The organism is Alkaliphilus serpentinus, assembly GCF_009017255.1.
Classification (GTDB): domain Bacteria; phylum Bacillota; class Clostridia; order Peptostreptococcales; family Natronincolaceae; genus Alkaliphilus_D; species Alkaliphilus_D serpentinus.
The window spans coordinates 54,651-80,996 of record NZ_WBZB01000017.1; the positions used below are offsets into that span (position 1 = coordinate 54,651).

Genomic DNA, 26,346 nt, shown 5'->3' on the forward strand with positions numbered 1-26,346 from the left:
TATAGCTCCCATTCCCTTGGGATGGGAGCTAACTTATATCCATAATTTATGAGTAGCTATCAAGCTGGTATTGATACTTGCTTGATAGGTGCCCATAAGGCAGCTTAAAGACTTATATTGAAGGAAGCAAAATTTAGGAGGCTAATACGATGAATAAAATATTAATTAAAAATGCACTTATAGTTACTATGAATAATAGGAGGGATATATTCAAAGGCGACATCTTAATTGAGGGAGATAGAATTAAGGAAATGTCCCCTAAGTTAGAGATGGAGGCCGATACGGTTATAGATGCCACCGGCAAAACGGTTATACCTGGTATGATACAAACCCATATTCACTTAACCCAAACCCTTTACAGAGGTCAAGCAGATGATCTAGAGCTTTTAGACTGGTTAAAACAGAGGGTATGGCCATTGGAGGGATCCCATACAGCAGAGTCTAATTATGTTTCTGCAAAGTTAGGAATTGCTGAGCTTATTAAGGGAGGAACAACCTCTATAATTGATATGGGGACAGTAAACCACTCTGATTCAATTTTTGAAGCCATTGAAGAAAGTGGGTTTAGAGCAATATCTGGTAAGTGTATGATGGACTACGGAATTGGTGTTCCAGACACCCTAATGGAGGATACCAATGAATCTATCAAGGAAAGTGAAAGGCTGCTGAAAAAGTGGCATGGTAAGGCAAACAACAGAATCCAATATGCTTTTGCACCAAGGTTTGTGGTATCTTGTACCGAAGAGCTTTTAGTGAAGGTAAGGGATTTGAGTAAGGAATATGGTGTGATGGTTCATACCCATGCTTCTGAAAATAGAGGAGAAATTGAATTGGTTCAAAGGGATAGAGGCATGAGAAATGTACTATATCTCGACAAACTGGGAATGACTGGTGATCAGCTGATTCTTGCCCATTGTATCTGGTTGGATGACGAGGAAATGAAGATTTTAGCAGCAACTGGTACGAAGATTTCCCACTGTCCAAACTCTAATTTAAAGCTTGCATCAGGGATTGCAAAAATACCAGAGTTATTGGAGATGAATGCTTCTGTATCAATTGCAGCCGATGGAGCTCCTTGCAATAATAACCTTGACATCTTTAAGGAGATGAGAAGTGCAGCCCTGATTCAAAAAGCAAGATTATTAAGCCCAACTGTAATGCCAGCCCATAAGGTATTTGAGTTAGCAACCATCGGTGGAGCTCAAGCAATGGGAATGGAAAAGGAACTTGGAAGTCTAGAAGTAGGTAAAAAGGCAGATATAGTTATTCTAGATTTAAATAAAATCCACTGCAGTCCTTCCGATGAGGTGGATGTTGTATCGAGAATTGTTTATTCAGCTGATGCCTGTGATGTTGACACTACAATAATTGACGGAAAAATTGTAATGAAAAATCGGGAGCTTTTAACCTTGTCGGAGAAGGAAATTATGGAGGACTCCAACAGACTGGTAAAACAGCAAATTCAATTGGCCAATGTAAAAAAATAATGTTTGATAAGGGGGAGAGGATACTTCCCCCCTTTCATATAGAGGAGTGAAAAGTAATGGATATAAAAAACGTATTCCAAGCAAAAGATGTACCTGAGGCTATTAACTTATTAGATCAATACGGGGAAGCTGCAAAGGTTATTGCTGGAGGTACAGACATTATAATTGCTTTAAGAGAAAATCACGTTAAGGTATCGGTTTTAGTTGACATATCATCCATTAAAGAGCTAAAGGAAATAAAGACTTCAGATGATTGGGTTGAAATGGGGGCGGCTGTTACCTTTACAGAGGTGATGGATTATTTTAAGGGTCATAAGGAATACTCAGGTTTAATTGAAGCTGCTTCATTAGTAGGATCACCCCAAATAAGAAATGCAGCTACTATTGGCGGGAATATATGTAACGCCTCACCAGCGGCCGACTTTGTACCACCTTTACTGGCTTTAGACGCAGTTCTTACAGTAGAAGGTAAAGAAGGTAAAAGAGAAGTTCGATTAGAGGATTTCCTTTTAGACAAGGGTAGGGTAGATTTAAACAAAGGAGAGCTTCTTACTACCATTAAATTTATAAGGCTTCGGAAGGGTCAAACTGTGACCTTTAGTAAGCTAGGCTTAAGAAAGGCTCTAGCCATATCAAGACTTTCTACAGCGGTTTATTTGGAAATAGATGATGACGAAAAGTGTGCAGAGGTGAGAGTTGCCAGTGGGTCCATCGGAAAGCATGGCCTTAGAGAAAGGGTTGCAGAAGAATCCCTAAAGGGAAAGAATTTAGATAAAGCTGCTATAGATGAAGCCTCAAAGGTTTTAAGTAACGAAGTAGAAAAAAGACTTGCTGGCCGTTCCAGCTGTGAGTTTAAAAAGGACGCAGTAGAGGGAATATTCCTGAAGGCAGTAGAAAAGGCAATGGTGCACAACGGGGACGGTTCTTATTGTGCAATGGGCACTCAATATTATCCCAGAGCAGCGGGAAAGGAATGATAATAAAATGAAAACCATAAATGTAAAGATCAACGGTGAAAATTACACCCGTGAAATTAACGAAGATATGAGATTACTGGATTTTATTAGAGATGAGCTAAAGCTCTATGGTACAAAAGAAGGCTGTGGTGAAGGTGAATGTGGTGCCTGCACTGTGATAATGGATGGAGTAACAGTGAACTCTTGTATGGTGATGGCCTTTCAAGCTAATAACAAGGAAATATTAACAATAGAAGGTATGGAGGATGAAAAGGGTCTTCATCCTATTCAACAAGCTTTTTTAGATGAAGGAGCAGTTCAATGTGGTTTTTGCATACCAGGGATGGTACTGTCAGCTAAAGCCCTCTTAGACAAAAATCCAAAGCCTTCACGAAAGGAAATTAAAGAAGGTATATCTGGAAACCTATGCAGATGTACAGGTTATAACAAAATCGTGGATAGTATCGAAAAGGCTTCCCAATATTTAGAGGGGGAGGATCAATAATGAAGAAAAATCTAGAGGTTGTAGGAAAAAGCGTCATCAGAGTGGATGGATTTTCAAAGGTTACCGGCAAGGCCACCTACTCTCAGGATTTAACGATGGATAATATGCTATGGGGAAAAACCCTAAGATCTACAAAGCCCCATGCTAACATAAAGCTGAATTTAACAAAGGCAGAGGTCATTCCTGGAGTGGTACGTATTCTAACCTATAAGGATGTACCCCATAATCATCATGGAGTGGTTTTTAAGGACCACGAAGTTTTAAGTAGTGGAAGGGTTCGCTCAATAGGTACTCCCATTGCCTTTGTGGTGGCAGAAACCGAAAAAATTGCGGTAGAAGCAATGAAGGCAATAGAAGTGGAATATCAGGAGTTGGAGGCAGTCTTCGATCCTGTTGAAGCCATGAAGGAGGATGCACCTAAGGTCCATGAAAATGGCAATCTTCTCTATCACTATAAGCTTAGATTGGGAGATGTAGATGCTGCCTTTAAGGAATGTGCTGTAATTGTTGAGAATCAATACAAAACCTCAATGGTTGACCATGCTTTTTTACAGCCAGAGGCAGGTATAGCTTATTTAGAGGAGGATATGGTGGTGGTTTGTGCTGCTACTCAATACCCCCATTTTGATCAGCTTGAAATTGCTGAGGCGCTGGAAGTTCCTACAGAAAAGGTGAAGGTATTAAATCCAGCCGTTGGTGGTGCCTTTGGTGGTAGAGAAGATATTACAATGCAAATACATCTGGCATTGGCTTCAAAGCTAACGGGAAGGCCAGTAAAAACGGTTTACTCTAGAGAAGAATCCTTTGTAGCCCATAGTAAAAGACACCCAATGATTATGAGCTATAAAACCGGAGCAGATAAAAACGGTAAGCTTATAGCTATGGAGGCTAAGATTGTAGGAGATACTGGAGCCTATGCATCATGGGCCATTAACGTTTTAAGAAAGGCAGGAGTCCACGCAACTGGGCCCTATGAAATACCCAATGTCAAGGTTGATAGCTATGCCGTTTATACCAATAATCCCTTTGCAGGGGCCATGAGGGGCTTTGGTGCAACTCAAACACCTATTGGTCATGAGCAGCAAATGGATATGTTAGCAGAAAAGCTTAATATGAACCCTTTAGAAATAAGATTTTTAAATGCATTAAAAAAAGGCTCAAAAACTGCAACCGGTCAGATTCTAGAAGAGAGCTTCCCTTTGAAGGAATGCTTAGAGGTATTAGAAAAAGCCTTTAAAAAAGATGCAAAGGGGGTTGAATAATATGAAGAAACGTGGATTTGGCTACGGATGCATCTTTTATGGAACAGGTTACGGCAATGGCTTCCCCGACATATCTAGATCTATTGCTGAGCTTGATACAAAGGGGCATATTAATATTTATGTAGGAGCAACAGAAGTGGGGCAAGGGGCTAAGACAATTCTAGGACAAATAGCTGCAGAAGCCCTGGATGTACCTGTTGAAATCGTTACTTTAATCCATGAAGACACCAGCATTACCCCTGATGCAGGTACAGCTGCTGCCAGTCGACAAACCTATAATACAGGAAATGCTGTTAAGATCTCTGCTGAGGAGTTAAAGAAGGAAATCATAGTTGTTGCCAAGGGTTTATTAAATGAAGACCACCTAGAAATCAGTAATGGAGTAATTAGATCTAATACTTCTGATAAAACCCTGACGCTAAAGGACATTGCCGAAGCTTCTGGCGGAGGTTTTTTAAGAAAAGACGGGATATTTCAGGCCAACACAACAGAAATGGACCCGGAAACAGGTCAAGGGAATCCCTATTGGCCTTACACTATAAATGCCTATGCAGTTGAGGTTGAGGTAGATACAACAACTGGAATAGTAGATATCATCAGAGCTGCATGCAGTCAGGACGTTGGTAGAGCCATTAACCCTAGTCTTGTTGAAGGTCAGATAGATGGCGGTTTTGCAATGGGGTTAGGCTATGCAATCTTTGAAGATATTAATTTAGATAAAGGTAGAATAAAGCATAATCGCTTTACCAATTATTTAATTCCAACAGCTTTAGATATGCCAGAGATAGAAAAAATTATTGTAGAGGATCCTGAGTCTACAGGACCCTTCGGAGCAAAGGGAATAGGGGAGCCTGTTATGATAGCCGCTGCACCGGCAATACTAAATGCTATATATGATGCAGTGGGTGTAAGGTTAACAGAGATTCCTGTAACTCCTGAAAAGCTTTTAAAGGCCTTAAAGAAAAGGGAGGGATAAATTGTATGAAGGAAGCTATAAAAAAGAGAATTGATATAGCCGCTGGAAGAGAAAAGGCAGATCTAGTATTAAAGAATGGAAGAATTATCAATGTATTTTCTCAAGAGATCATAGAGGGGGATATTGCAATACAGGATGGTGTAATAGTGGGCATAGGCAGCTACGAAGGTGAAGTCGAAGAGGAACTAAATGGAAAATTTGTTTCTCCAGGCTTAATTGATGGTCACGTTCATATTGAATCCTCAATGGTATCTCCCGGACAGTTTGCTAGAGCTATTGTTCCGAGAGGAACAACTACTATAGTTGCTGATCCCCATGAAATTGCCAATGTTTGCGGAGTTGAAGGGATTGAGTATATTATAAGGTCTAGCCAGGACCTACCATTAAATGTTTATGTTATGCTGCCCTCCTGTGTTCCAGCCACACCATTTGAAAATTCAGGAGCCGTTTTAGGGGCTAAGGAGCTGGCTCCTCTAATGGGTCATGAAAGAGTCTTAGGCTTAGGTGAGTTAATGAATTACGTAGGAGTTGCAGCAGCAGATGAAGAAATCATCAATAAAATTCTGGTGGCTGGTGATAAAATCATAGATGGTCATGGACCTAGTATAGAAGGTAAAGACCTAAATGCATACGTGGCTGCAGGGGTTAGAACAGAGCATGAATGCTCCACAGTTGAAGAAATGAAAAACCGCTTGAATCTTGGAATGTATATATTAGTAAGACAAGGATCAGCTGCTAGGGATCTAGAAACCCTGGTAAGGGGAATTACAAAGGAAAATTCTAGAAGATGCCTCTTCTGCACAGATGATAAGCACCCTGACGATATCATTTTAGGAGGTCATATAGACAACAACCTTCGTCTAGCCGTAAAGCATGGAATTGATCCTATAACGGCAATTCAAATGGCTACAATTAATGCAGCAGAATGCTATCGCTTAAAAAATACAGGAGCTCTAGCTCCTGGATATAAGGCAGATATTGTGATATTTGACGATTTGAAGAATTTTGAGGTATCGAAGGTTTACAAGGATGGTAAGCTGGTGGCTGATAATAAAAAAGCATTGTTCGACGTTAATCCATCGGATTATTCTAAGGTCATCAATACAGTGAACCTTAAGGAAATAACCAAGGAGGACCTACAGTTAAAGGTTACCTCCGATATTGTAAATGTAATAAAGCTTCTGCCCCACAGTATCGTAACTGAAAAGGTTGTTAGAAAGGTAGAAACAGAGAATAGCAAATTTAAATACCATAAGAGCTTAGATATCTTAAAGCTTGCCGTTATTGAAAGACATAAGGCAACAGGAAATATTGGCCTTGGCTTGGTGGAGGATTTCAAGCTTAAGGGTGGGGCTATTGCATCTACCATAGCCCATGATTCTCACAACTTAATTGTTATTGGGGATAATGATGAGGATATGCTTCTGGCCATTCAAGAAGTAGAAAGAGTAGGTGGAGGAATCACCATTTGTAGTAATGGAGAGGTTAATAGAACCTTATCTCTACCAATAGGGGGCTTAATTTCTGATGGGACAATGGAGGAGGTAAATCAGCAGCTTAATGAAATGCTGGATATTGCCTATAACCGTCTAGGGGTAAGTACTGAAATTGATCCATTTATGACATTATCCTTCTTGGCTCTGCCAGTTATACCACAAATTAAACTCACCGATGAAGGATTGTTTGATGTAACGGTGTTTGATTTTATTGACCTTAGTATTAAAGAGTAATTTCAAGCTGTTAAAGTAGGCTATTGATAAGTACCCATCTTCTGTGTTGCTTCAAAAACCTAGTATCCTCACGTATTAGCATATACGCTGCGGTACTAGGTTTTCTTGCGCCTTGAATCTGAATACTTTTGAATAGCCTACCCGAAATGGAAAATAGCTAAGTGAAATGGCACCTTGCTGAGCTCTCTGAAAAACAAAAAAAAGGGGAAAATGCTTGTAGAAATTATTGTATGTTTTATAAACCTAGTATCCTAGCGTATAGTATATACCCTACGGTACTAGGTTTTCTTGCGCCTTGAATCTGAATACTTTTGAATAGCCTATCCGAAGATTTCGAAGGGATGGGGAAGCTCACACAAAGTTTTTGTGCAGTAACTATTAACAACAGCCTGTAAAGTTTGTTATTAGGCTCCTTGAGGCATTGTGTAAATAGTAGTAAATATATGATAAAATAACTATTAGTATTATCGAAAGAAGGGGGATTTTTAAAATGACTATTCTAAAAAACGATTGGCAGCAGCTTTTAGAGGAAGAGTTTAAAAAGGACTATTACTTAAAGCTAAGACAAGCTTTAGTAAAGGAATATAAAGAGCATCCAATATATCCAGATAAGTATGATATTTTCAACGCCCTTCATTATACAGCCTATAAAGATACTAAGGCAGTAATTCTAGGGCAGGATCCCTATCATGGACCTGGACAGGCCCATGGCCTTAGCTTCTCAGTAAAGCCTGGGATAAAGCAGCCCCCATCCCTGCAGAATATCTTTAAAGAGCTACAGGAGGACCTAGGCTATAGCATCCCCAACAATGGATATCTAGTAAAATGGGCCCAAGAGGGGGTTCTGCTGTTAAACACAGTACTAACGGTAAGACAAAGTCAACCCAATTCCCATAAGGATTTAGGCTGGCAAATCTTCACCGATAGGATTATTTCATTATTAAATGAAAGGGAAAACCCTGTGGTCTTTATTTTATGGGGTAAAAATGCCCATGACAAGGAGGGTATAATAACCAATAAGCATCACTATATTATAAAATCTCCCCACCCTAGTCCCTTCTCAGTATATCGGGGTTTCTATGGAAGCAAACCCTTTTCTAAAACCAATAGCTTCCTTAAAAAACAGGGTTTCAGGGAAATCGATTGGCAAATAGAAGACATAAAACCCAATGAATAAAGAATAATTAGTAATGAATAATTTGTAATGACAACCCATTAAAAGTCCATTAAGCCATCCTCCTTTGTTTTATTGTAATGATAATAGGGTATTCAATAAATATGAAGTTATTTATCAGAAATGTTCTATAAGGAGGGAGACAATGAAACTTTTTACGAGGCAACAATTGGCACGACTAACTGAAAGCAAAGAGGGCCATCATATATCTCTTTATGTCCCCACTGAAGTAAAGGGGGAGGAAAAACTAGGCAGAATAAAGCTGAAAAATCTATTAGCTGAGGCAAGGGATATATTAAAGGCCAAAAACTTGAGGGGCAAAACTATAGATGATTTACTTTCACCTGCTGAAAAGCTTCTTGAAGATAGGATGTTTTGGAGTTATCAAAGCCAAGGATTAGCAATTTTTTTAAGGGAGGATTTCTTTCAGTATTATCAAGTCCCCATCCAATTATCTCAACAGGTGACAGTAGGTAATTTCTTTAATGTTAAGCCACTATTTCCACTATACAATGGTGATCAAAAATTCTATGTTTTAGCATTGAGTCAAAATTCCATTCGGCTTCTTCAATGCACCAGTCAATTATATCAAGAGCTTCCCCTTGAGGATGTTCCAAAAAGCTTAGAAGAAGCCATGAGATATGATGTTTACCAGAAGCATATTGAAATGTTTGGCCAAGGAGGAGAAGGAGTTGCCTACCATGGTCAGGGATATGGTATGGAAAATACAAAAGATCAGGTCCTTAGATTCTTCTATGATATTGATTCGGGAGTAAGGAAAATTCTCCAACGAGAGGAGGCACCCTTAATTTTAGCAGGGGTAGAATATCTTTTCCCTATCTATCGTGAAGCAAACTCCTATCACAACCTAATGGATGAAGGGATCGTAGGCAATCCTGATGAAAAAACGTCAAAGGAGCTTCATAAAAGGGCCTTGACTATTATAGAACCCTATTATAGAAGTCAGAGGAAGGAGGCCCTAGAGGAGTTTAGCAACCTTTTAGGTACTGGTAAAACTTCGGGATCATTAGAGGAGGTTCTAAATGCCTCTCTTGCAAAGAGGATTGATAAACTGTTTGTTGCAAAGGATAAAATCCTATATGGAAGGCTGGATGGTTACGGTAAGGTTCAATTACATGAAAAAATACAAACTGATAGCGAGGATCTACTGAATATTGCTGCCCTTCAAACTTTGGCAAATGGTGGAAGGGTATATGCTTTAGAGGAGGATAGGCTTCCTACCGAAGAACCTATTGCAGCCATTTATCGTTATTAATTCAGGAATAACTATTAGAAGTAAACTCTCAAAAAAAGTTTTTGGGAGTTTTTTTATTTTTTTGCAGGCTTTTTTGTAAATAATACGTCTATATATATGAGTAAAAGGAGGGGAGCAATATTAATGAGGAACGCATTATTAAAGAGGTATTAGCCGGGGATATCCATGCCTTCTCAAAATTAGTTGAGGCATATAGAAAATACGTATTTGCAATTATAAATAACATTATTCGAGATCCACAGGAAACAGAAAATATTGCTCAGGAGGTTTTTATACAGGCCTATAGCTCCCTCTCTACATATCAATTTAAGGGTTTTAAAACTTGGATTGGCAGGATTTCCACCAACAAATCCATTGACTATATCCGCAGTAAAAGAAAGGTTCAGGTGATTCCTTTAGAATATATAGATGAAAGGGAGTGGCTAGAGGATAAGCCTCTTGAGGAAGAAATCATTCAAAGGGAAGAGGTTGAAGCAATCAAAAATCTATGTGAAGGCATTCCCCAGAAGTATAGTAATGTATTAAAGAAATACTATCTTCAGTCATTAAACTGTAGAAGGATTGCAGAAGAGGAAGGAATCAGTATAAAAACAGTGGAATCTAGGCTTTATAGAGCAAGAAATCTACTCAAAGTAAAATGGAAGGAGGGCGGACCATGAAGCATTATGATCAAAAGTATTGGAAGGCATATACACTAAATATTATTGATGAAGATGATCGTATAGAAATGGAAAATCATCTTTATAGCTGTGATGAATGTATGGATATTTATCTTCAACATTTAGATGAAATTCATGAAGAGGAGTTCAGGGAATCTGCCACCTTTACTAAGACAGTGATGAGTAGTATTTATCAAATTGAAGAACGTAAAAATAAAGTTTATAGGTTTAAACTCTTTAAGTATTATGCAATAGCAGCTAGTATTACCCTAATATTGGTTTCTACAGGGGTTTTTGATGTAATCGGCAGAAGTACCCCTAAGCTAATGACAGCCTTGGATGATTCCACCCACAAGATAGAGATGGCCATGTTTGGAGGCTGGAGTCAAGAAATTTTTGATAGAGGTAAAAGCATTTTCAATAATTTCAGTATAAATATAAAGGAGTGATTGTATGAAAAGCAAATTATGGACATTTTTATTCTCATTGATACCTGGTGCCGGACATATGTACCTTGGAATGATGCGTAGGGGTGTGCAGCTAATGGCTCTATTTATGCTACCCATTATGATTGCTGGTTTCTTTAGATTAGAACTATTTTTATTTATTCTTCCGATAATTTGGTTTTATAGCTTCTTTGATGCTATGAACCGTGGAGCTTCACCTGAAAAAAGGGTGGACGATGATGTACCAATTGTAAAATGGGTTATCCATAATCAAGCTATCCCTTATAAAAGCTCAAAGCTTTTGGCCTATGGATTAATTATTTTTGGAGGTTATCTATTATTTGATCGATTATTCATGACATCTATGTATTATTATCAAATACCGTATCATACCCGAGTAAATATGCAAACAGCATTTCTTGCAGTAATTTTCATAGCTGGAGGAGTATTTTTACTCAAGGGTTCAAAGGTAAAAAGGGAGGATGAGGAAAAATGCGACAATGGAGAGTAGGAACCTTATCTATGGGACTAACCCTTATAGTCCTTGGAATTACCTTATTGCTATCGATGATCAATGGCTATGAGATAGCTTCCTATGTTATAAAGTTTTGGCCAGTTATTCTGATTGTGATAGGTGTAGAAATCCTCCTTTATATCTATCTTTCTAAAGAAGAAAGTCCGAAGGTGAAATATGATGGCTTTAGTATATTTATGATTATCCTCATTGCCATAATAAGCCTAGGTTTTTATTCCATTTCTGCCATCGGTATTCTACCCCGCTTAGCAGCTATGGCAGAAGGGGTTGATTATAGCTTAAATATTAAGCTTCAAGAGAAACAAGTAGATTCAACCATTGATAAAATCGTAGTTGATTTGCCCAATAATTATACTTATATAGGCAGTACCCATGATCAAAAGATCCTCCTTTCTGGGAAGGGAAATGTATTTGCAATATCTAAGGACAATGCTGAAGATCTCTTGAGAAACATTGAATTAGTAACCTATCAGGTTGACAACACCCTACATATATCTGTAGATGGCATACAAAGAAATAACGACCTAAGGGAAAAAATCACCAACTTAAGTTTTAACTTGTATCTTCCAAAGGGGATTGATGTTGAAATAAAAAGGGTTAACTATCATGGTCATGGAGTAGAAATTGATGGAAGAGATATAGAGGGAAATTGGATTGTTGATGTATATGGAAATACCATAGTGCAGATAGACGAAGAGAGCATTTTAAAGATTGATGCAGACGTTGAGGAATTTGATTATTCAGGGAATATTGATTGGGTAATCGAGAAGAAAAATGATGTGGTTAAAGGAGTATCCTATATTTCAGGGAAAGGTGAAAACACCTTAAGGCTTATCAAGGGTAGTATTGAGGTAGTTAAGATAGACTGAAAAGGCAATGAGTAATGAGGGAATAGGGAATATGGAATAGGTAATAGGTAAAAAATAAGTGAATAGTGAATAACTAATAGTGAATAGTAAAAGTATTAAGAGATATAAGCATGAAATTTCTGGAAATTACTACAATAGTTAAACATTAACATTCAACATTTAACATTCAATAAAGGAGTAGAAAATTCTACTCCTTTATCATCTTCTTGACAAATAGTGCATTTGATATTAAATTAGGGGTTGAAGGGAAATAATAGATCTACAGAATGGAAAATAAGGAGCTTATTATGAAGGATGAAAATAGAGTATTGATAATTGGTGGGGGAGCTGCAGGATTAACTGCGGCTATTGCTGCTGCTAGAAACAAGGCAGAGGTCATGATTCTTGAGGCCTCTGATCGGGTAGGAAGAAAAATTCTTGCCACAGGTAACGGAAGATGTAACTTAACAAACGTTAACATGGATATTAAACGATTCCATGGAGAAAATGTTAAGTTTGCTAAAGGCCCCCTAAAACAGTTTGATGTAGACCAGGTAATAAATCTTTTCGAGTTTTTAGGTATTAGCTGTAAGGTAGAAGATGGCGGAAAGGTTTATCCCTATTCAGATCAAGCATCCAGTGTCTTGGATGTCTTAAGATATCAGCTACAGGCTTTAGGGGTGGAGGAAAGGTGCAATTCAAAGGTAAAGGGAATTAAGCCTTCAAAGGGGGGCTTTAAGGTGATCCTAGAGGATGACACAACTATTCATGGAAATAAGGTTATTGTAGCCACTGGAGGTATGGCCAGCCCTCAGCTGGGGTCAGATGGTAGCGGATATAATCTACTAAAGGCCCTAGGTCACAGTATTATAGAGCCCTTTCCTGCATTAATACAGTTAAAATTAGAGGCAAAATTTCTAAAAGGGATTTCTGGAGTAAAATTTGTAGGGGAAGCCTCGATAGAGATCGATGATAAAGCCCTGAGGATAGAGGGTGGAGAAATTTTATTCACAGATTATGGAATATCAGGGCCCCCGATATTACAGCTGAGTAGACTTGCTTCAGAGGGGTTGATGACTGGTAAAATACCCTATATTACACTGGATTTGTTTCCACAACTAACTAAAGAGGAACTCTATGCCAATCTAAAGCTTAGACTGGCATACCAGCCTGAAAGGCCACTGGATTTTAGCTTTATTGGACTAATTAATAAAAAGCTGATACCAGTTGTATTAAAGGAAGCCAACCTATCATCTCCAACAAAACCATCAGTCCAAGTGAAAGATCAAGAAATCAGAAGGCTGGTGGAACTCCTTAAGGGATGGAGATTAAAGGTTAATGGAACCCAGGCATGGAAACATGCCCAGGTAACAGCTGGCGGTATCAAAGTAGATGAGGTTGACCCCAGAACAATGGAATCAAGGCTTATTCAGGGACTGTATATAGCTGGTGAAATCTTGGATATTGATGGAGATTGCGGTGGATTTAATCTACAATGGGCATGGTCAACCGGATATATAGCAGGAGAGGCGGCAATCCTCAATCATACATAGAAGGGAGATTAAGATGCTTAGGATATCTGAAATAAAATACCCTATTGAGACACCAGAAAATCAAATAAGGAATGAAATAATCAAGAGGCTTAAAATTAAAGATGCCGATTTAATTGAATATACCATCTATAAAAAATCCCTTGATGCCAGAAAAAAAGATCAAATCTACTTTGTTTACATAGTAGATGCTAAGGTCCATAATGAAGCTGAGTTACTGAAAAGGGTTAAAGGTCCACAAATTACCATCACACCAGATTTGGAATATAAGCCTGTAGCTGCTGGGGAAAGGGACCTTGAAGAAAGACCCATTGTAGTTGGTACTGGACCTGCTGGTCTTTTTGCTGCTCTGGTATTGGCGGAGGGGGGATATAAGCCCTTATTGCTGGAGCGAGGAAAATCTGTTGAGGAGAGAACTAAGGATGTAGAGGAATTTTGGAATACAGGAATCCTTAAAGAAGAATCCAATGTTCAGTTTGGTGAGGGGGGAGCCGGCACCTTTTCCGATGGGAAGCTGACAACTCAGATAAAGGATCTAAGATGCAGAAAGGTTCTAAAGGAGATGATTGTAGCTGGGGCCCCTGAAGAAATCATCTACCATTACAAGCCCCATGTAGGTACAGATCTTTTGAGGGGTGTAGTTAAAAATATAAGGGAAAGAATCATTGCCCTTGGTGGAGAAATGCGATTCAATTCTAAGGCGACGGACTTAATAATAAAGGATGATGTCATTAAGGGAGTTATTGTAAATGGAGGGGAAGAAATATCATCTGAGGCAGTAATTTTAGCCATAGGCCACAGCGCAAGGGACACCTTCCATACTCTATACAATCATTCGGTTGAAATCCATCAAAAGCCCTTTTCCATTGGAGTTAGAATAGAGCATCCCCAAGGGGCAATAGATAGGAATCAATATGGGAAATATGCTGGACATGAGAAACTGGGGGCAGCCGATTATAAGCTAAGCCATCATTGTAGCAATGGTAGAGGAGCCTATACCTTCTGTATGTGCCCTGGTGGTGAGGTGGTGGCTGCTACTTCAGAGGTAGGCCGGCTTGTAACCAATGGTATGAGTTATCATGCAAGGGATGCAGAAAATGCCAATAGCGCTTTACTGGTGGGGGTTGGTCCAGAGGATTTTGAAAGTGAGCATCCTCTAGCTGGTGTATTCTATCAGCAAAAGTGGGAGGAAGCTGCCTTTAAGCTGGGGGGAAGCAATTATCATGCCCCCTGTCAGTTGGTGGGGGACTTTTTAAAGGACAAAACATCTAAAGAAGTAGCCGGTGTAAAACCCTCCTATAAGCCAGGAGTTACCATGACAGATTTAAGGCAATGCCTGCCTCCCTATGTAACAGAAGCCATGAAGGAGGCCATCATAGCTTTAAACAATAAAATAAGAGGCTTTAGTAATCCTGAGGCTGTACTAACAGGGGTTGAAACCCGAAGCTCATCTCCCATAAGAATTCTTCGAAATGACGAAATGGAAAGTAATATCAAAGGGTTATATCCAGCTGGAGAAGGGGCTGGTTATGCCGGAGGAATTGTATCTGCGGCAGTAGACGGAATAAAGGTTGCTGAGGCTATCATAAGAAAATATGCACCATTAAAATAAGAGCTGACTAGGCTCTTATTTTAATGAAGGGGGAAAGATATGTAAGTTTTAAGTAGGAATGAGTAATAAGCAATGAGTAACGATGCAACTTATCTTGTCATACTTCTTATGTCTTCATCGGTGGATTCTGGCTCTTTAAACCTATCATTTAAAAATGGTAGAAAACCATCAAGATCAAAGATGCTAGCAACTATCGTTATAGGAAGAGAAAGTATAAATAATATGATATATAATAGATTTTTAAATGGTTTAGGTAACTTTCTTTATTATATAAAAGATTAAGTAAAAGTAAATATTTGGTTGCTAAATCATACATTTAAATGTCTAAAATGTCTTAAACAGCAACTATATACTATCCTTCTATTTTCCACCTATTACCTATTACATATTACTTATTATTTGCCTTAGAAGTAGCTTTCCTTAATCCTCTCAGCAAATTTCTTAGCTCTGCCTTCAATCCCTGGTAGCCTTTCAATAGCCCCTTTATCATTGCCGGTTTCCATAAGGCTAAAATTGGCTGGAAGATAAAAGCCCTTGTTGATATTTAAAGCATCTATCAATTGCCGAGCCAAGGAGTCGCTGCCAGAGTTTCCCGAAACAATAATAGAATGAAGCCTTTTTTCATTAAAGCTTATTTTCCTGTAAAGGGAGGTTAATCTGTTGATTACTGCCAGAAGGTTGGAGGAGAGGGAATCGTTGTAATTGGGACAAATCCAGATAATACCGTCGGCCCCCTCTATGGTTGGAATGATTTCCTCAATCATTACTCCACCATAATAACAACTATCATTTAAACCATAGGCTTTACAGGTTTTGTAGGGACAACCATAACAATCATACACCGAACCATTCTCAACATGAAGTTCCTGTATCTTATAATCCTTAAGATGTTCCGCTGTCATACTCCATAGCCTTAGGGTGTTGGAGGTTTTTCTAAAGCTGGAATGGATGGCCACCAGCTTAGGGTTTTCTATTGGCAATACTTTCTCTGATAATAATCTTTCGGTAAGGGTTTTAGAACGTTCTAGGGATATTTCTTCTAAGGATGAATCCATAACCTTTTGCCATGTTAAAAAGTTTCTTAAGTCATCGGTTGCCTCAACCATTGGATGACCAATAAAGCTACAGCCAAGACTATTGGCTATAAAAACTATATGGGAGGCAGCCGACTTCGTATAAAGCTGACTATTGCTTTGTATTAAAATCCCAGCTGTAGAGCCCTTAAGGGGTTCCTCTTCAGATGCTAAAGTAGACAGAATTTCCATAATGGGAAGGCATGCACCAATATTATCCAATTGGACCACAAAGAGAATTTTTTTGTTTTTTAAATCCTCAAGCTTATGGGTACTATCAATAATTTTATAGTCAATACCCTCCAAGGCCCTTTCCATCATATTCTTTAACTGCTGAGAAAGCTTTGGACTCTTTATAACATATAGCATATAGATTCATTCCTTTCAGTAGAAGGCTTTTAATGTTAAATGTTGAATGTTGAATGTTAAATGTTAAATGTTGAATGTTGAATGTTGAATGTTGAATTAATGAAAAAATTTGCTTAACAAATTTCAATATTATAAGAATAGATTAATGTAGCTAGCTAATTCCACAGAAAACTCTAAAATATACTTATGAAGTTTTATGTCAAATTCCTAGCTAAGGGACTAACACAACAGATAAGCTGACGGTTATCTGCTTATAGTTATTCACTATTCACTATTCACTAGTTCTTCCCTATTACCTATTCACTGCCTTTCCCCAGTTCCTCCAGCAACTGATATGTTCCCTTAAGCCTTTCTAAAAGCTGAGGATGAAGATGATTGGCCTCCACTTCCACACCTTGACTAGTGAATCTATTTAAGGCGCCCATATAAACTCCCCCCATATAGGTGGCGCTATAATGCCAGTTCCCCCTTATGGTGTCTAGGATTGATAAAGCTCCAGAGGATAGGGCAGGGGCAATATAGGGCTTAAAGCCAAGACTTCTGATTTCAAGATTGGCTGTTTTAGCTTTTTCCGTAAGATATAGAGATTTTTCATGGTTATAATTATGGATATTGTCGGCAATTATTAAGCCCTCGCCGTGGGGACCATAAGCTCTTCCCTCAGTCTCATAGTAGGGGGCTGTCGAATGGTCCATTGCATAGTAAAGAGCTCGAGCATTCATCACTCCTAGGCCGTAGCCTCTAATTTGGTCAGGCAATAGACCTTTATAGTCCATATTGCCATCAGTGTCAGTGTTGCTGGCTTTTAAAAGGGAGCTGCAAAGAAGGTCTACTGGGTCAGAAACAACGGCAAAAATGCCTTTATAACCGACATCCCTGGCCATTTTTCCATAGGTACTAAGGATTTTAGCATTTTCCTTAAGCTGTACCATCCGAACATCGATATTTTCCTCTCCAATGGCAGGAACCCTGGCTGCTACACAAAATATAAATAAATCACAGTTAAAAAGATTATTGAAATCTAAGGGAACAACCTTAGCCATAGGTTGATTAACGCCATATATCTGATTGGCTTCCCTTTCCCAACGTTGTAGCTTGTTGGGATTCCGATCATAGATTCCAATCTCCTTGATACAATCCCCGCCCAAAAGCTTAAGGCCTATTAAAAGGTTGCTACCAACGTCTCCAAGTCCAAGGATATTTACCCTCCACTTTGGTGGAGGAGAAAGATTCAAAACATCCTGCCAATCATCATAGGCAGTATTGATGGATACTACCTCTCTATTATGGATTCTATCTATTAACCAAGGAGGAAGATTTCTTTGGGATTCCTCTAAAGCTAGGAGGTTTATTCCCTCTTCCTTTATAAATAGCTGAGAAGGTTGAGTCACAACAAAGCTCCTTCTTGATTTGCCTCTATCAAAGTTCTTTAAGAAATATAGGTTATCCTTTGATAAATCAACAGTTGAAACAGATATTTTCTCTAAACAGCTATACTCTTCGAAGGAGAAGAGAAGCTTATTCTGATAACGATAAAAATGCATTTTCATAACCTCCTGTATGACTGGTTATAATACTAGATTGTAGCCTCTTTAATAGCTCTAAATCATTTTTTAAATAGCTGGAGGGATTTAAATTTAAGTCATAATGCATATTTTTCCCATGGTCAGGACATCGGGGATACAGTATAACCTCCCCTAAAAGTCCAAGGGTTAAGGTTCTTTCATTAAGTCTTTGATATTCAGCCTCTAGAGTTGCTAAGAGCTTAAGGGAATTGGTTATGGCCACCTCCGATAGGTCATAGATTGATTGGTTGCTTACTCCCTTAATAAAGGCTGGTGAGGTGTAGGGAAATATTAAGTTTACTGAGGATAATAGGTTCCCCTCAGGATATTTTCCCCTCCAAAGGGTGTCACCTCCGATAAAGGGATAAAGGAGATTTTCATTAAACCATAATCTAAGCTTTGGAATAAAGTAGGCACTATCCACCTCTCTATTGTCGATTTCCATTAATTCTTTACCCATTCCAGATAAAATACCAACAATTGTTTTCTTAACTTCTATGCCCTCTTTTTTTAGTAGGGGGCTTAATGCCTTAATTCTATAGCCCTTGTTAAGGAGGTCGTCTACCAAAATCACTGAACGATTAAAGGATTTGATCATTTTAATCTGATTATTAAGATCCAAATAGTGGGGATATGCCCCTATTGTAAATTTCTTTAAGTCCGGATAAAACATCTTTTCTGTATGAAGGGATTTGGTAACGGTATTGGGAACAATCATTCTATTTAAAATATTGCCAAAGGGAACACACATATATTTACCCAAACTACGGGTCTTGGTTTGTATTGGGAGGACATTGTTCTCATTACAAATTTTACGCACCAATGTTTCATCGATGATATCTCTATCAAAGGATAAAACTAGATTACCCGGATAGAGCTTTGTAAGGGCCCTCTGGAGATCCTTTCTAGTTTCCCTAATACAGCTTTTTATATTGGGATTGCTTCTAAAGGGCTCCTTTATAATGGTTTCAATATCTAAGTACAGAGTGCAGGGATTAGACATATCTACTACCATAATGGGATTTCCTTCAGCATTTGAAAGCTTCATGAAACCATGGAGATAAATGAGCTCCATTAAATCAGAGGATAGGTTCTTATCAATCCTATTCTGATAAAGACCAAAGCTGTAATCGTTGCTTAAGCAATGGGCTAGGGTTTCAGTTAAAATGATCTGATTCAGGTTTTTGAAATTTTCCTCCTTTGTAGTGAAGATTCCATCTATCATAATGATACGACCCTTATAATTACTTCTGATAAAACCTGTTACGTCATTTTCTTTAAATTCACTGTAAATTGAAGCTGAGGGTATCCAATGGAAGATAGAATAGGCAATGATTCGATCATTATTTATTATATCTTTAATTAAAATCATCTTGCTATAGGGTTTCTGAAATATGCCTTTAATATGATTCCTAGCTTCCTGACGATTCTTGTGGAACTCACTGGTTACTATACCAACAAGTTCATCATTATATTCATCCACCTCTTCAACTCTTATGGATATGGTTTGAAGGATCGACTTATATTGAGGCTCCTTTCTATAGAGATTGTTCTCGTAAACAAACCTTTCTGCTAGGGGATCAATGAGCTTTGAAATGTCTCTATTCTCATCAATATAGGTTCTTATTTGTGTAGAACTAATGTCCTCATATTGAGGTGGCAAATTTAATCGAATAATTGGAGCATCTATTTTAGTAATTGCCTTGGTTAAAAGGTTTTCATTTTCATCCCCTAGATCATCGGCATCTCTACGTTCAAACACGATATGGGGAAAATTGTGAATGGAATAGGGGCGGCATTCCTCTTTATAGGCTGAGGCATTCAATAGTACGTCACTACCTACTACGATGTAAACTAGGGTATCACCAAAGTTCTCCTTTAATTTCTTTAGGTCCGTTGGATTTGAAATATTTGTTGGAAAATCCTCAGGATATAGGTGGATATCCATTTCGTCTGCAATGGACATATGAATAATCTTCTTGCGAATTAGATTAGGCTGGGTTCGTTTTGACCATGAAAATTCATCTACTGCAAGGAATATCTCAAAACCATAATTTCGAATGGCTTTAACGATTTCCTTGTGGCCCAGGGTAAAGGGGTCAAAGGTACCCGGGAAAAAAGCAACCCTTGTTGGATCCTTAATGGTTATACCCCCCTCTTGGAAGATATATTCAGATATAAAGCGGTAGATATTATTTAAACCCGAGGAATTTGTAAGGAACAACAGGTCATTATCCTCAGTGTCTGATAAAAGGGTTAAAATTTTCTTAGCCATTAATTGAAAAATAAAGTGCTTTTCTTCAAGCTCCAGCTTCTTAGAGGCGAAGACTTCCTTACCAATTACGCTAAAGGATATTTGTCTTATCTGAAGATCATCATGAACCAATCCATTTAACAAAATTCCTAGCATTTTCTTCAACCTGTTTTGATAGGCTTCCTCTTCCTCATTAAAGAGGAGCTTATATTTTGGATAATTTGAAATTAAAATTCCAACGGTCCTTAAAAGAAGGGAGTTAATTTGAGGATTTGCTTGCTTTATTTTATCTATAAGGTCATTCAAAAGCTCATCCAACTCGAAGGGACGAAGATAGATGATGATTTGACCCAGATAATTAGGTATATATTTGGTAAATTGATAGCCTTCGATTTCCAATGCCCTTAAGAGCTCGATGGCAATATCATTACGCTGCTCCAAGGGAAGGTGGGGGAAAATAGCCACTAAGGATTTTCCTGCTCTATTACGGACAGTCTCAATGGCACTCACCTTCAGCAAATTACAAAAATGCATAGCCGTATAAAGACCGTCAATTTGTTTATCCTCTAAAAAATACTTTAATAGCATCTCCACCTGTATCTTTTTGGTAACGTAATTGGTGGCTGTCTTTAAATTACTCAAAAATATATCTGAGGCCCTTTCCATATCTACTAGGGTAGCTTTGTAGTAGTGGTTTATGATTCCATCCTCTAGGGCAAGCTTTCTAGAGAGCTTCAGCCGAATGAAGTTTTCTGCAGGGGAAGCATAGTTATAGTCTTGAATATAATGATATAGCTTATTTAATAGAGTCTCATTGGTCCTTATGGTGGACTTCATATAATAGATGGTTTCGAGGGAAGTGATCCTCAGGTCAGGGCTTTTACTTTCTAAACCCCTTTCAATATAACTAAAAAGTATTTCTAGGCCATTATGATCATCTGTTAGAGGAACGTGTTTTATGACATCCAAGAGATAAACATTAATCTCATTAAAATTAGTGTTTTCCTGTTGAAAATAATAGAGGATGATTTTCTTATAGTCTTCATCCTGGATTGCTTTACAATTGGAGAATAAGGATGAAATTAATACCTGCATACTATATCCCACCCAGCTTCGATGAATGGGAATCATTTTATGATCAGGGTATATCAGTAGCTTTAAATAATCATCAAGGATTTGACAGCTGGTTATTTCAGCCGATGGAAGAGCTACATGCTGAGGCACTTCCTTTCTATAATCCTCGTCAAAGGTTGCGATTAAAATGCCCATCAGCTCTGCACATTGCCTACGGATATCCTCTTCCTGATGGATCAGATTTTCATATAGAAACTTCAAGGTAATTATTTTCTGTTTTGGGGTTAAGTAGGTGGAGTATTCCTGAAAAATATCAAGATATTCCCTTAAGGATTTTGGATCCTTTTCACTTCGGGCAATTTCCAAAATCTCATTTAAGGAGGTTTCATTTCTCAATTTGTGCATTAGGTTGATATTATGCTTAATAGCAAGATATTTTAAATGTTGGGTAATATCCTTACCCTTCATTAGTGGGTAATACCTTTTTTCTTTTTGAAAGTTTATGGTGGCAGGATTCTCGCTACGGGTTTCAATTCCAAGGCTAAGGATATAGTCCTCAAAATCCCGCATTTTATTATAAACCCTTCTATAGCGTCTTTCTTTGGCATCATCCACATTATCCAGCTTACTCAGAATCACATCAAAGGAATCCTTAAGATTAAAGATCTTCATAATAAAGCCCTCAGGGGTAGGTGCATTTTTTACCCGAAAGTCTGAGTAAATAAGAATTAGAGATTCTATCGAAAGATTTTCTAGCTCTAGGTCCCATGTCGAATGGTTCAGGGCTATATGACCGATATAGGGGATATCACGTTTCTTAAACCATAAATCTGTATAGTAATAATGAAGATAGGCAACTCGCTTTGTTTCAAAGCTTCTGCAACCAAATTTTCCGATATCATGGCCAGCGGCTGCTCCTGACACCCTTCCTAAATCTATCGGCACACCAGCTTCATAAAGTTGTCTTCCAACAAACATTGCCAAATAGTGAACCCCACAAATATGATCAAGGGTATTATGACCGATAACATCTTGATTAAGCTTCATCATCTCGTAGATATATTCTTTATGAAAGGTTCCTACAAAGTTTTTGTACTCATCTGAAACATTGTACTTTTCCATTTCTTTAGGAGTAAGGAATATAAGGGGATATTTACTTTGTAGGGTTTTATCCTCAGACTGCTTCTGTATTTCACAGATGACCTGCAAAACCTTTAGATATAGGCGACAGGCTGCATCCCACTCCTTTTTCAACTGGATCTCCACTGATTCTGGAAAGGAAAGACTCAAAGAATATTGATATATGTAGAACAAAGGATTATCAGGCTGTGTATCTCCCCATAGCTTATTTAATAGATTACATAGTAGCTGGTATACAGCTTGACTTGTAAATGTGAGGTTTTCTGCTATACTAGATATGTTGGCTATAAAGTATGGGCCCTCAATTTCCTGCTTAATCATTTCTTTATTCAGCTGAAGTTCCGATAAAAAGTCGGGATTTAATAATGGTCTACATACCTCCTGATACATTTTTCTGGGAGTAATATTCGTCATAAGCCTTCCTCCTATGGATTAATTTCTTATTATCAATTATATCCTATTAAAAATGCATTAATAAAGAAGTTTTGAAAAGATTATGATGAATTAGTAATTAGATAAAGCAGATTGAAACTCCTCTGTAGATGAATAAGTCTAAAAATAGGAACTTTACTAGCTTTGGTCTAGGATGATTTTCGAGTTGACAGAGAATCCTACCTATGCTAAAATACTTTAAGATGTGTCAACCTTTAATTTGGTACAGAGAGACCAGAAAGGAATGATGAGAATGAAAATCAAGGTATTATTTTGCTGTAGAAAATTACAGGATACAAGGAACTATAGTATTTTTGATTATTTACATCAACAATCTATAGTATATGTTACTTTTAACGATTATAGGAGCAATGGTGGAAGTTTTTAAACTTCTTCTATTGCTCTTTTTATTATTCTTAGAAGACTAGGAGGGATGGTATGAAGCTGCTAATAGAAAATGGAAGACTCATAAATCCTGCCACAGCAACAGATGAAGTGTTGAACTTGCTAGTGGAGGAGGGGAAGATCAAAAAGATATCAAAGACCAAAATTATCGAAGAGGCTGAGAAATATATTGATGCTGATGGCTGCTGGGTGGTACCAGGCTTGATTGATCTACATGTTCATTTCAGGGAGCCGGGATTTACCCATAAAGAGACCATATTTACAGGAAGCCTAAGTGGGGTCATGGGGGGCTTTACAACTGTATGTGCCATGCCCAACACGAAGCCAGCTATTGATAGTCCCCAAAGAGTTCAGGAGTTATTGGCTAAAAGGCAGGAGGCTGGGGTAATAAAGATCCTCCCCATTGGTAGTATAACGAAGAGCCAAGCCGGAGAGGAGTTGGTGGATATTTTAGCTCTAAAGAAGGCAGGGATCTGTGGAATCAGTGAAGACGGTAAAACTGTGATGGAGGAAAAGCTGATGAAATGGGCAATGGATAGGGCGAAGGAAGAAAATCTTCCAATCCTTGTCCACTGTGAAAATCATAAACTGGTTGCTGGAGGTGTGATGAATAAGGGGAAATTAGCGGAGACCCTTGGCTTGGAGGGTATCCCCCCCGAGGCAGAGGATTCTATTACCAAGAGGGATATTCAACTGGCCCAGCAAGTTGGGGCAAGGCTCCACATTTGTCATGTTAGCACCAAAGGAGCTGTGGATCTGATACGGATGGCTAAGATTAAGGGTACAAAGGTAACTGCTGAGGTTTGCCCCCACCATTTCACATTGACAGAAGAGACGGTGGGCCACGGTGACCCTAATGCAAAAATGAACCCACCCCTTAGAGGTAAAGAGGATGTTGAAGCCATCCTTGAAGGCCTTAAGGATAACACTATAGAAATGATAGCCACAGATCACGCCCCCCATCATGAGGATGAAAAGGCCCTAGGCTTTAAGGATGCACCCTTTGGAATAGTGGGACTGGAAACAGCACTATCCCTTAGCATAACAGAATTGGTTCAAAAAGGGACATTAACACCCCTTCAGCTTATTGAAAAACTCAGCTATAACCCTGCCAGACTTCTCGGGCTAGAGACAGGAGATCTTAGTGAAGGAAAAACTGCAGATATCACAATCATTGACCCAAGGATGGAATACACAATTGACAAAGAAAAATTTTACTCTAAGGGTAAAAACACCCCCTTCCATGGCAGACGGGTTAAGGGAAGGGTGATGTACACTATAGTGGATGGTAGGATTGTTGTGGATAAGGGTAGGCTGATACCAGAGTTGGAGGAGAAATATAAAGAATATAGGTAATAAGTAATAAGTAATAGAGAATAGGTAAGAGGCAGGGAATAGGGAATAGGGGATAGGGAAAAAGCAGGTAATATGTAATAAGGAATAGGGAACAGGTGAAAGACAAGTAATAGGGAAGAACTAGTGAATAGTGAATAACTAATAGTGAATAGTTAAAAGATTAAAGGAGAAAAGATGTAAAATGAAATTTGTAAAGCAAATTTCTACAATAATTCAACATTCAACATTCAACATTCAACATTTAACATTTAACATTCAACATTGAGTTTTTAATCAACTCAACATTACTCATTACTAATTACTCATTTTATTATGAAGGAGGTTTTTTATAATGATCGATAGACTTATTAGAAAAATCCAAGAAAAAAATAACCCAACGGTGGTGGGGTTAGATCCAAGGCTAAGCTTTATACCCCAGTGGATAAAAGATGAGAATTTTGAAAAGTACGGAAAAACTCCAAAGGCTGTAGCTGAGGCCTTCCTACAGTTTAATAAAGAAATTATAGACCATATTCATGACCTTGTACCAGCAGTAAAACCCCAAATTGCCATGTATGAGCAATATGGAGCTGAAGGGGTAGAGGCATATATTAAAACCATCGAGTATGGAAAGAAAAAGGGCTTGGTGATTATCGGGGATATTAAAAGGGGAGATATTGCATCCACTGCAGAGGCCTATTCAAAGGGTCATATCGGTAGAGTTGACATTGAAGGTGAGGAATTTGAAATTTTCAAAGAGGATTCCATAACCATCAATCCCTACCTGGGTTACGATTCTATAGAACCCTTCCTAGAGGACTGTAGGGATTATGATAAAGGCCTCTTTGTGCTGGTAAAAACCTCTAATCCCAACAGCGGTCAAATACAAAATCTATCCATTGAAGGAAAGTGTATTTATGAAATAATGGGAGATTTGGTATCCCAGTGGGGGGAAGGACTAAAAGGCAGTAGTGGATATAGCAGAATAGGAGCTGTGGTTGGGGCCACCCATCCAGAGGAGGCGGCTAAGCTTAGAGAAATCATGCCCCACACCTACTTCTTGGTCCCTGGCTATGGGGCCCAAGGGGGAAATGCAGAGGACTTAAAGGCATGCTTCAATAGGGATGGCTTGGGAGCTATTATAAACTCTTCTAGAGGAATCATAGGGGCCCACAGAATGGTTGAAAATAAAGAAAGATTTAAAGAAAAGGAGTTTGCGATGGCTGCAAGGGAAGCTGCCCTTGCAATGAAGGTTGATTTGCAAAAGGTCATAGGGTAATTCCATAAAAAACGAATCAACAGAATAAGGTTATTTAGGGACTAGCATTGTATTATACCAAATAAACCCTTTGACAACTGCTCCCACCTATGATAACATATTTTGAAGAGTGTGAGTCTACCTTTAAATTGGTCCAGAGAGGCCAGAAAGGAATGAGAAACCATGAAAAAACTGACTAAGTTTTTTTGCTGTAAAAAATTACAGGTAATTAACAATGGTAACCAAATAGAAAGGGTCCTAAAGGAAGTTCTATTACCCTTTTGTTTTTTTATTGTTACTTCATCGCTATTAACTATAACTAGAGCAATAGAAAGAAGATTATTTAAATCCTCTTTTTATTGCTCTTTTTGTTATCTAAAAGCATTCCTGTAGACCACCTTAACAAGCTAATCTAAAATACTAAG

Annotated in this window: 20 protein-coding genes; 17 read left to right on the forward strand and 3 right to left on the reverse strand. The window is 38.3% G+C overall.

Annotation, left to right across the window (positions count from 1 at the left end; translation table 11 throughout):
* Window positions 1-149 precede the first annotated feature (149 nt).
* The 15 genes from F8153_RS06730 (at window position 150) to F8153_RS16045 (ending at window position 15,298) form a co-directional block, all read left to right on the forward strand.
* On the forward strand, window positions 150-1,487 hold the full coding sequence (locus F8153_RS06730; protein WP_151865611.1) for a 5'-deoxyadenosine deaminase: 1,338 nt from the start codon (window positions 150-152) through the stop codon (window positions 1,485-1,487).
* 56 nt (window positions 1,488-1,543) lie between these two features.
* Window positions 1,544-2,464: an FAD binding domain-containing protein gene (locus F8153_RS06735; protein WP_151865612.1), complete on the forward strand. Its 921-nt coding sequence runs from the start codon at window positions 1,544-1,546 to the stop codon at window positions 2,462-2,464.
* Window positions 2,465-2,471: 7 nt separating this feature from the next.
* Window positions 2,472-2,948, forward strand: a complete 477-nt coding sequence (locus F8153_RS06740; RefSeq protein WP_151865613.1) for a (2Fe-2S)-binding protein — start codon at window positions 2,472-2,474, stop codon at window positions 2,946-2,948.
* The gene (locus tag F8153_RS16650; RefSeq protein ID WP_151865614.1) at window positions 2,948-4,210 is read left to right on the forward strand and encodes a xanthine dehydrogenase family protein molybdopterin-binding subunit; all 1,263 of its coding nucleotides are present in this window, start codon (window positions 2,948-2,950) and stop codon (window positions 4,208-4,210) included. Before F8153_RS06740 ends, F8153_RS16650 begins: the two co-directional genes overlap by 1 nt.
* 1 nt (window position 4,211) lies before the next feature.
* Complete coding sequence (locus F8153_RS16655; RefSeq protein WP_330577758.1) at window positions 4,212-5,186, forward strand: xanthine dehydrogenase family protein molybdopterin-binding subunit; 975 nt, start codon at window positions 4,212-4,214, stop codon at window positions 5,184-5,186.
* 5 nt (window positions 5,187-5,191) lie between these two features.
* Window positions 5,192-6,916, forward strand: a complete 1,725-nt coding sequence (gene ade / locus F8153_RS06755; RefSeq protein ID WP_151865616.1) for an adenine deaminase — start codon at window positions 5,192-5,194, stop codon at window positions 6,914-6,916.
* A 490-nt stretch (window positions 6,917-7,406) separates the two neighbouring features.
* Window positions 7,407-8,093 (forward strand): uracil-DNA glycosylase, encoded by a 687-nt coding sequence (locus F8153_RS06760; RefSeq protein WP_151865617.1) that lies wholly within the window; start codon window positions 7,407-7,409, stop codon window positions 8,091-8,093.
* Window positions 8,094-8,235: 142 nt separating this feature from the next.
* Window positions 8,236-9,366, forward strand: coding sequence for a baeRF7 domain-containing protein (locus F8153_RS06765; protein WP_151865618.1), 1,131 nt, complete (start codon window positions 8,236-8,238; stop codon window positions 9,364-9,366).
* Window positions 9,367-9,527: 161 nt separating this feature from the next.
* Complete coding sequence (locus F8153_RS06770) at window positions 9,528-10,025, forward strand: RNA polymerase sigma factor (RefSeq protein ID WP_279237120.1); 498 nt, start codon at window positions 9,528-9,530, stop codon at window positions 10,023-10,025.
* Window positions 10,022-10,474: a hypothetical protein gene (locus F8153_RS06775; protein ID WP_151865620.1), complete on the forward strand. Its 453-nt coding sequence runs from the start codon at window positions 10,022-10,024 to the stop codon at window positions 10,472-10,474. The genes F8153_RS06770 and F8153_RS06775 overlap by 4 nt, the downstream gene beginning before the upstream one ends.
* Window positions 10,475-10,478: 4 nt before the next feature.
* Entirely contained in the window at window positions 10,479-10,982 is a 504-nt protein-coding gene (locus F8153_RS06780) for a hypothetical protein (protein ID WP_151865621.1), read from the forward strand.
* The gene (locus tag F8153_RS06785; RefSeq protein ID WP_151865622.1) at window positions 10,964-11,875 is read left to right on the forward strand and encodes a LiaF transmembrane domain-containing protein; all 912 of its coding nucleotides are present in this window, start codon (window positions 10,964-10,966) and stop codon (window positions 11,873-11,875) included. Before F8153_RS06780 ends, F8153_RS06785 begins: the two co-directional genes overlap by 19 nt.
* Window positions 11,876-12,141: 266 nt before the next feature.
* On the forward strand, window positions 12,142-13,407 hold the full coding sequence (locus F8153_RS06790) for a BaiN/RdsA family NAD(P)/FAD-dependent oxidoreductase (RefSeq protein ID WP_243136926.1): 1,266 nt from the start codon (window positions 12,142-12,144) through the stop codon (window positions 13,405-13,407).
* 13 nt (window positions 13,408-13,420) lie between these two features.
* Complete coding sequence (locus F8153_RS06795; RefSeq protein ID WP_151865624.1) at window positions 13,421-15,016, forward strand: NAD(P)/FAD-dependent oxidoreductase; 1,596 nt, start codon at window positions 13,421-13,423, stop codon at window positions 15,014-15,016.
* A gap of 72 nt (window positions 15,017-15,088) precedes the next feature.
* Window positions 15,089-15,298 (forward strand): hypothetical protein, encoded by a 210-nt coding sequence (locus F8153_RS16045; protein WP_192929698.1) that lies wholly within the window; start codon window positions 15,089-15,091, stop codon window positions 15,296-15,298.
* Window positions 15,299-15,420: 122 nt separating this feature from the next.
* Here the strand turns inward: F8153_RS16045 and F8153_RS06800 are convergent, their stop codons facing one another.
* The 3 genes from F8153_RS06800 to F8153_RS06815 all read right to left on the reverse strand — a co-directional run bounded on the left by F8153_RS06800 (window position 15,421) and on the right by F8153_RS06815 (window position 22,905).
* Entirely contained in the window at window positions 15,421-16,458 is a 1,038-nt protein-coding gene (locus F8153_RS06800; RefSeq protein ID WP_151865625.1) for an NAD(P)H-dependent oxidoreductase, read from the reverse strand.
* Between the two features lie 296 nt (window positions 16,459-16,754).
* The gene (locus F8153_RS06810) at window positions 16,755-18,002 is read right to left on the reverse strand and encodes a lactate/malate family dehydrogenase (RefSeq protein ID WP_151865627.1); all 1,248 of its coding nucleotides are present in this window, start codon (window positions 18,000-18,002) and stop codon (window positions 16,755-16,757) included.
* The gene (locus F8153_RS06815) at window positions 17,977-22,905 is read right to left on the reverse strand and encodes a cytidyltransferase (protein WP_151865628.1); all 4,929 of its coding nucleotides are present in this window, start codon (window positions 22,903-22,905) and stop codon (window positions 17,977-17,979) included. Before F8153_RS06815 ends, F8153_RS06810 begins: the two co-directional genes overlap by 26 nt.
* 456 nt (window positions 22,906-23,361) lie before the next feature.
* Between F8153_RS06815 and F8153_RS06820 the strand changes: the two genes are divergently transcribed.
* Window positions 23,362-24,684 (forward strand): dihydroorotase, encoded by a 1,323-nt coding sequence (locus tag F8153_RS06820; protein WP_151865629.1) that lies wholly within the window; start codon window positions 23,362-23,364, stop codon window positions 24,682-24,684.
* A gap of 331 nt (window positions 24,685-25,015) precedes the next feature.
* Window positions 25,016-25,942 (forward strand): orotidine-5'-phosphate decarboxylase, encoded by a 927-nt coding sequence (pyrF, locus tag F8153_RS06825; protein ID WP_151865630.1) that lies wholly within the window; start codon window positions 25,016-25,018, stop codon window positions 25,940-25,942.
* Window positions 25,943-26,346: the final 404 nt, after the last annotated feature.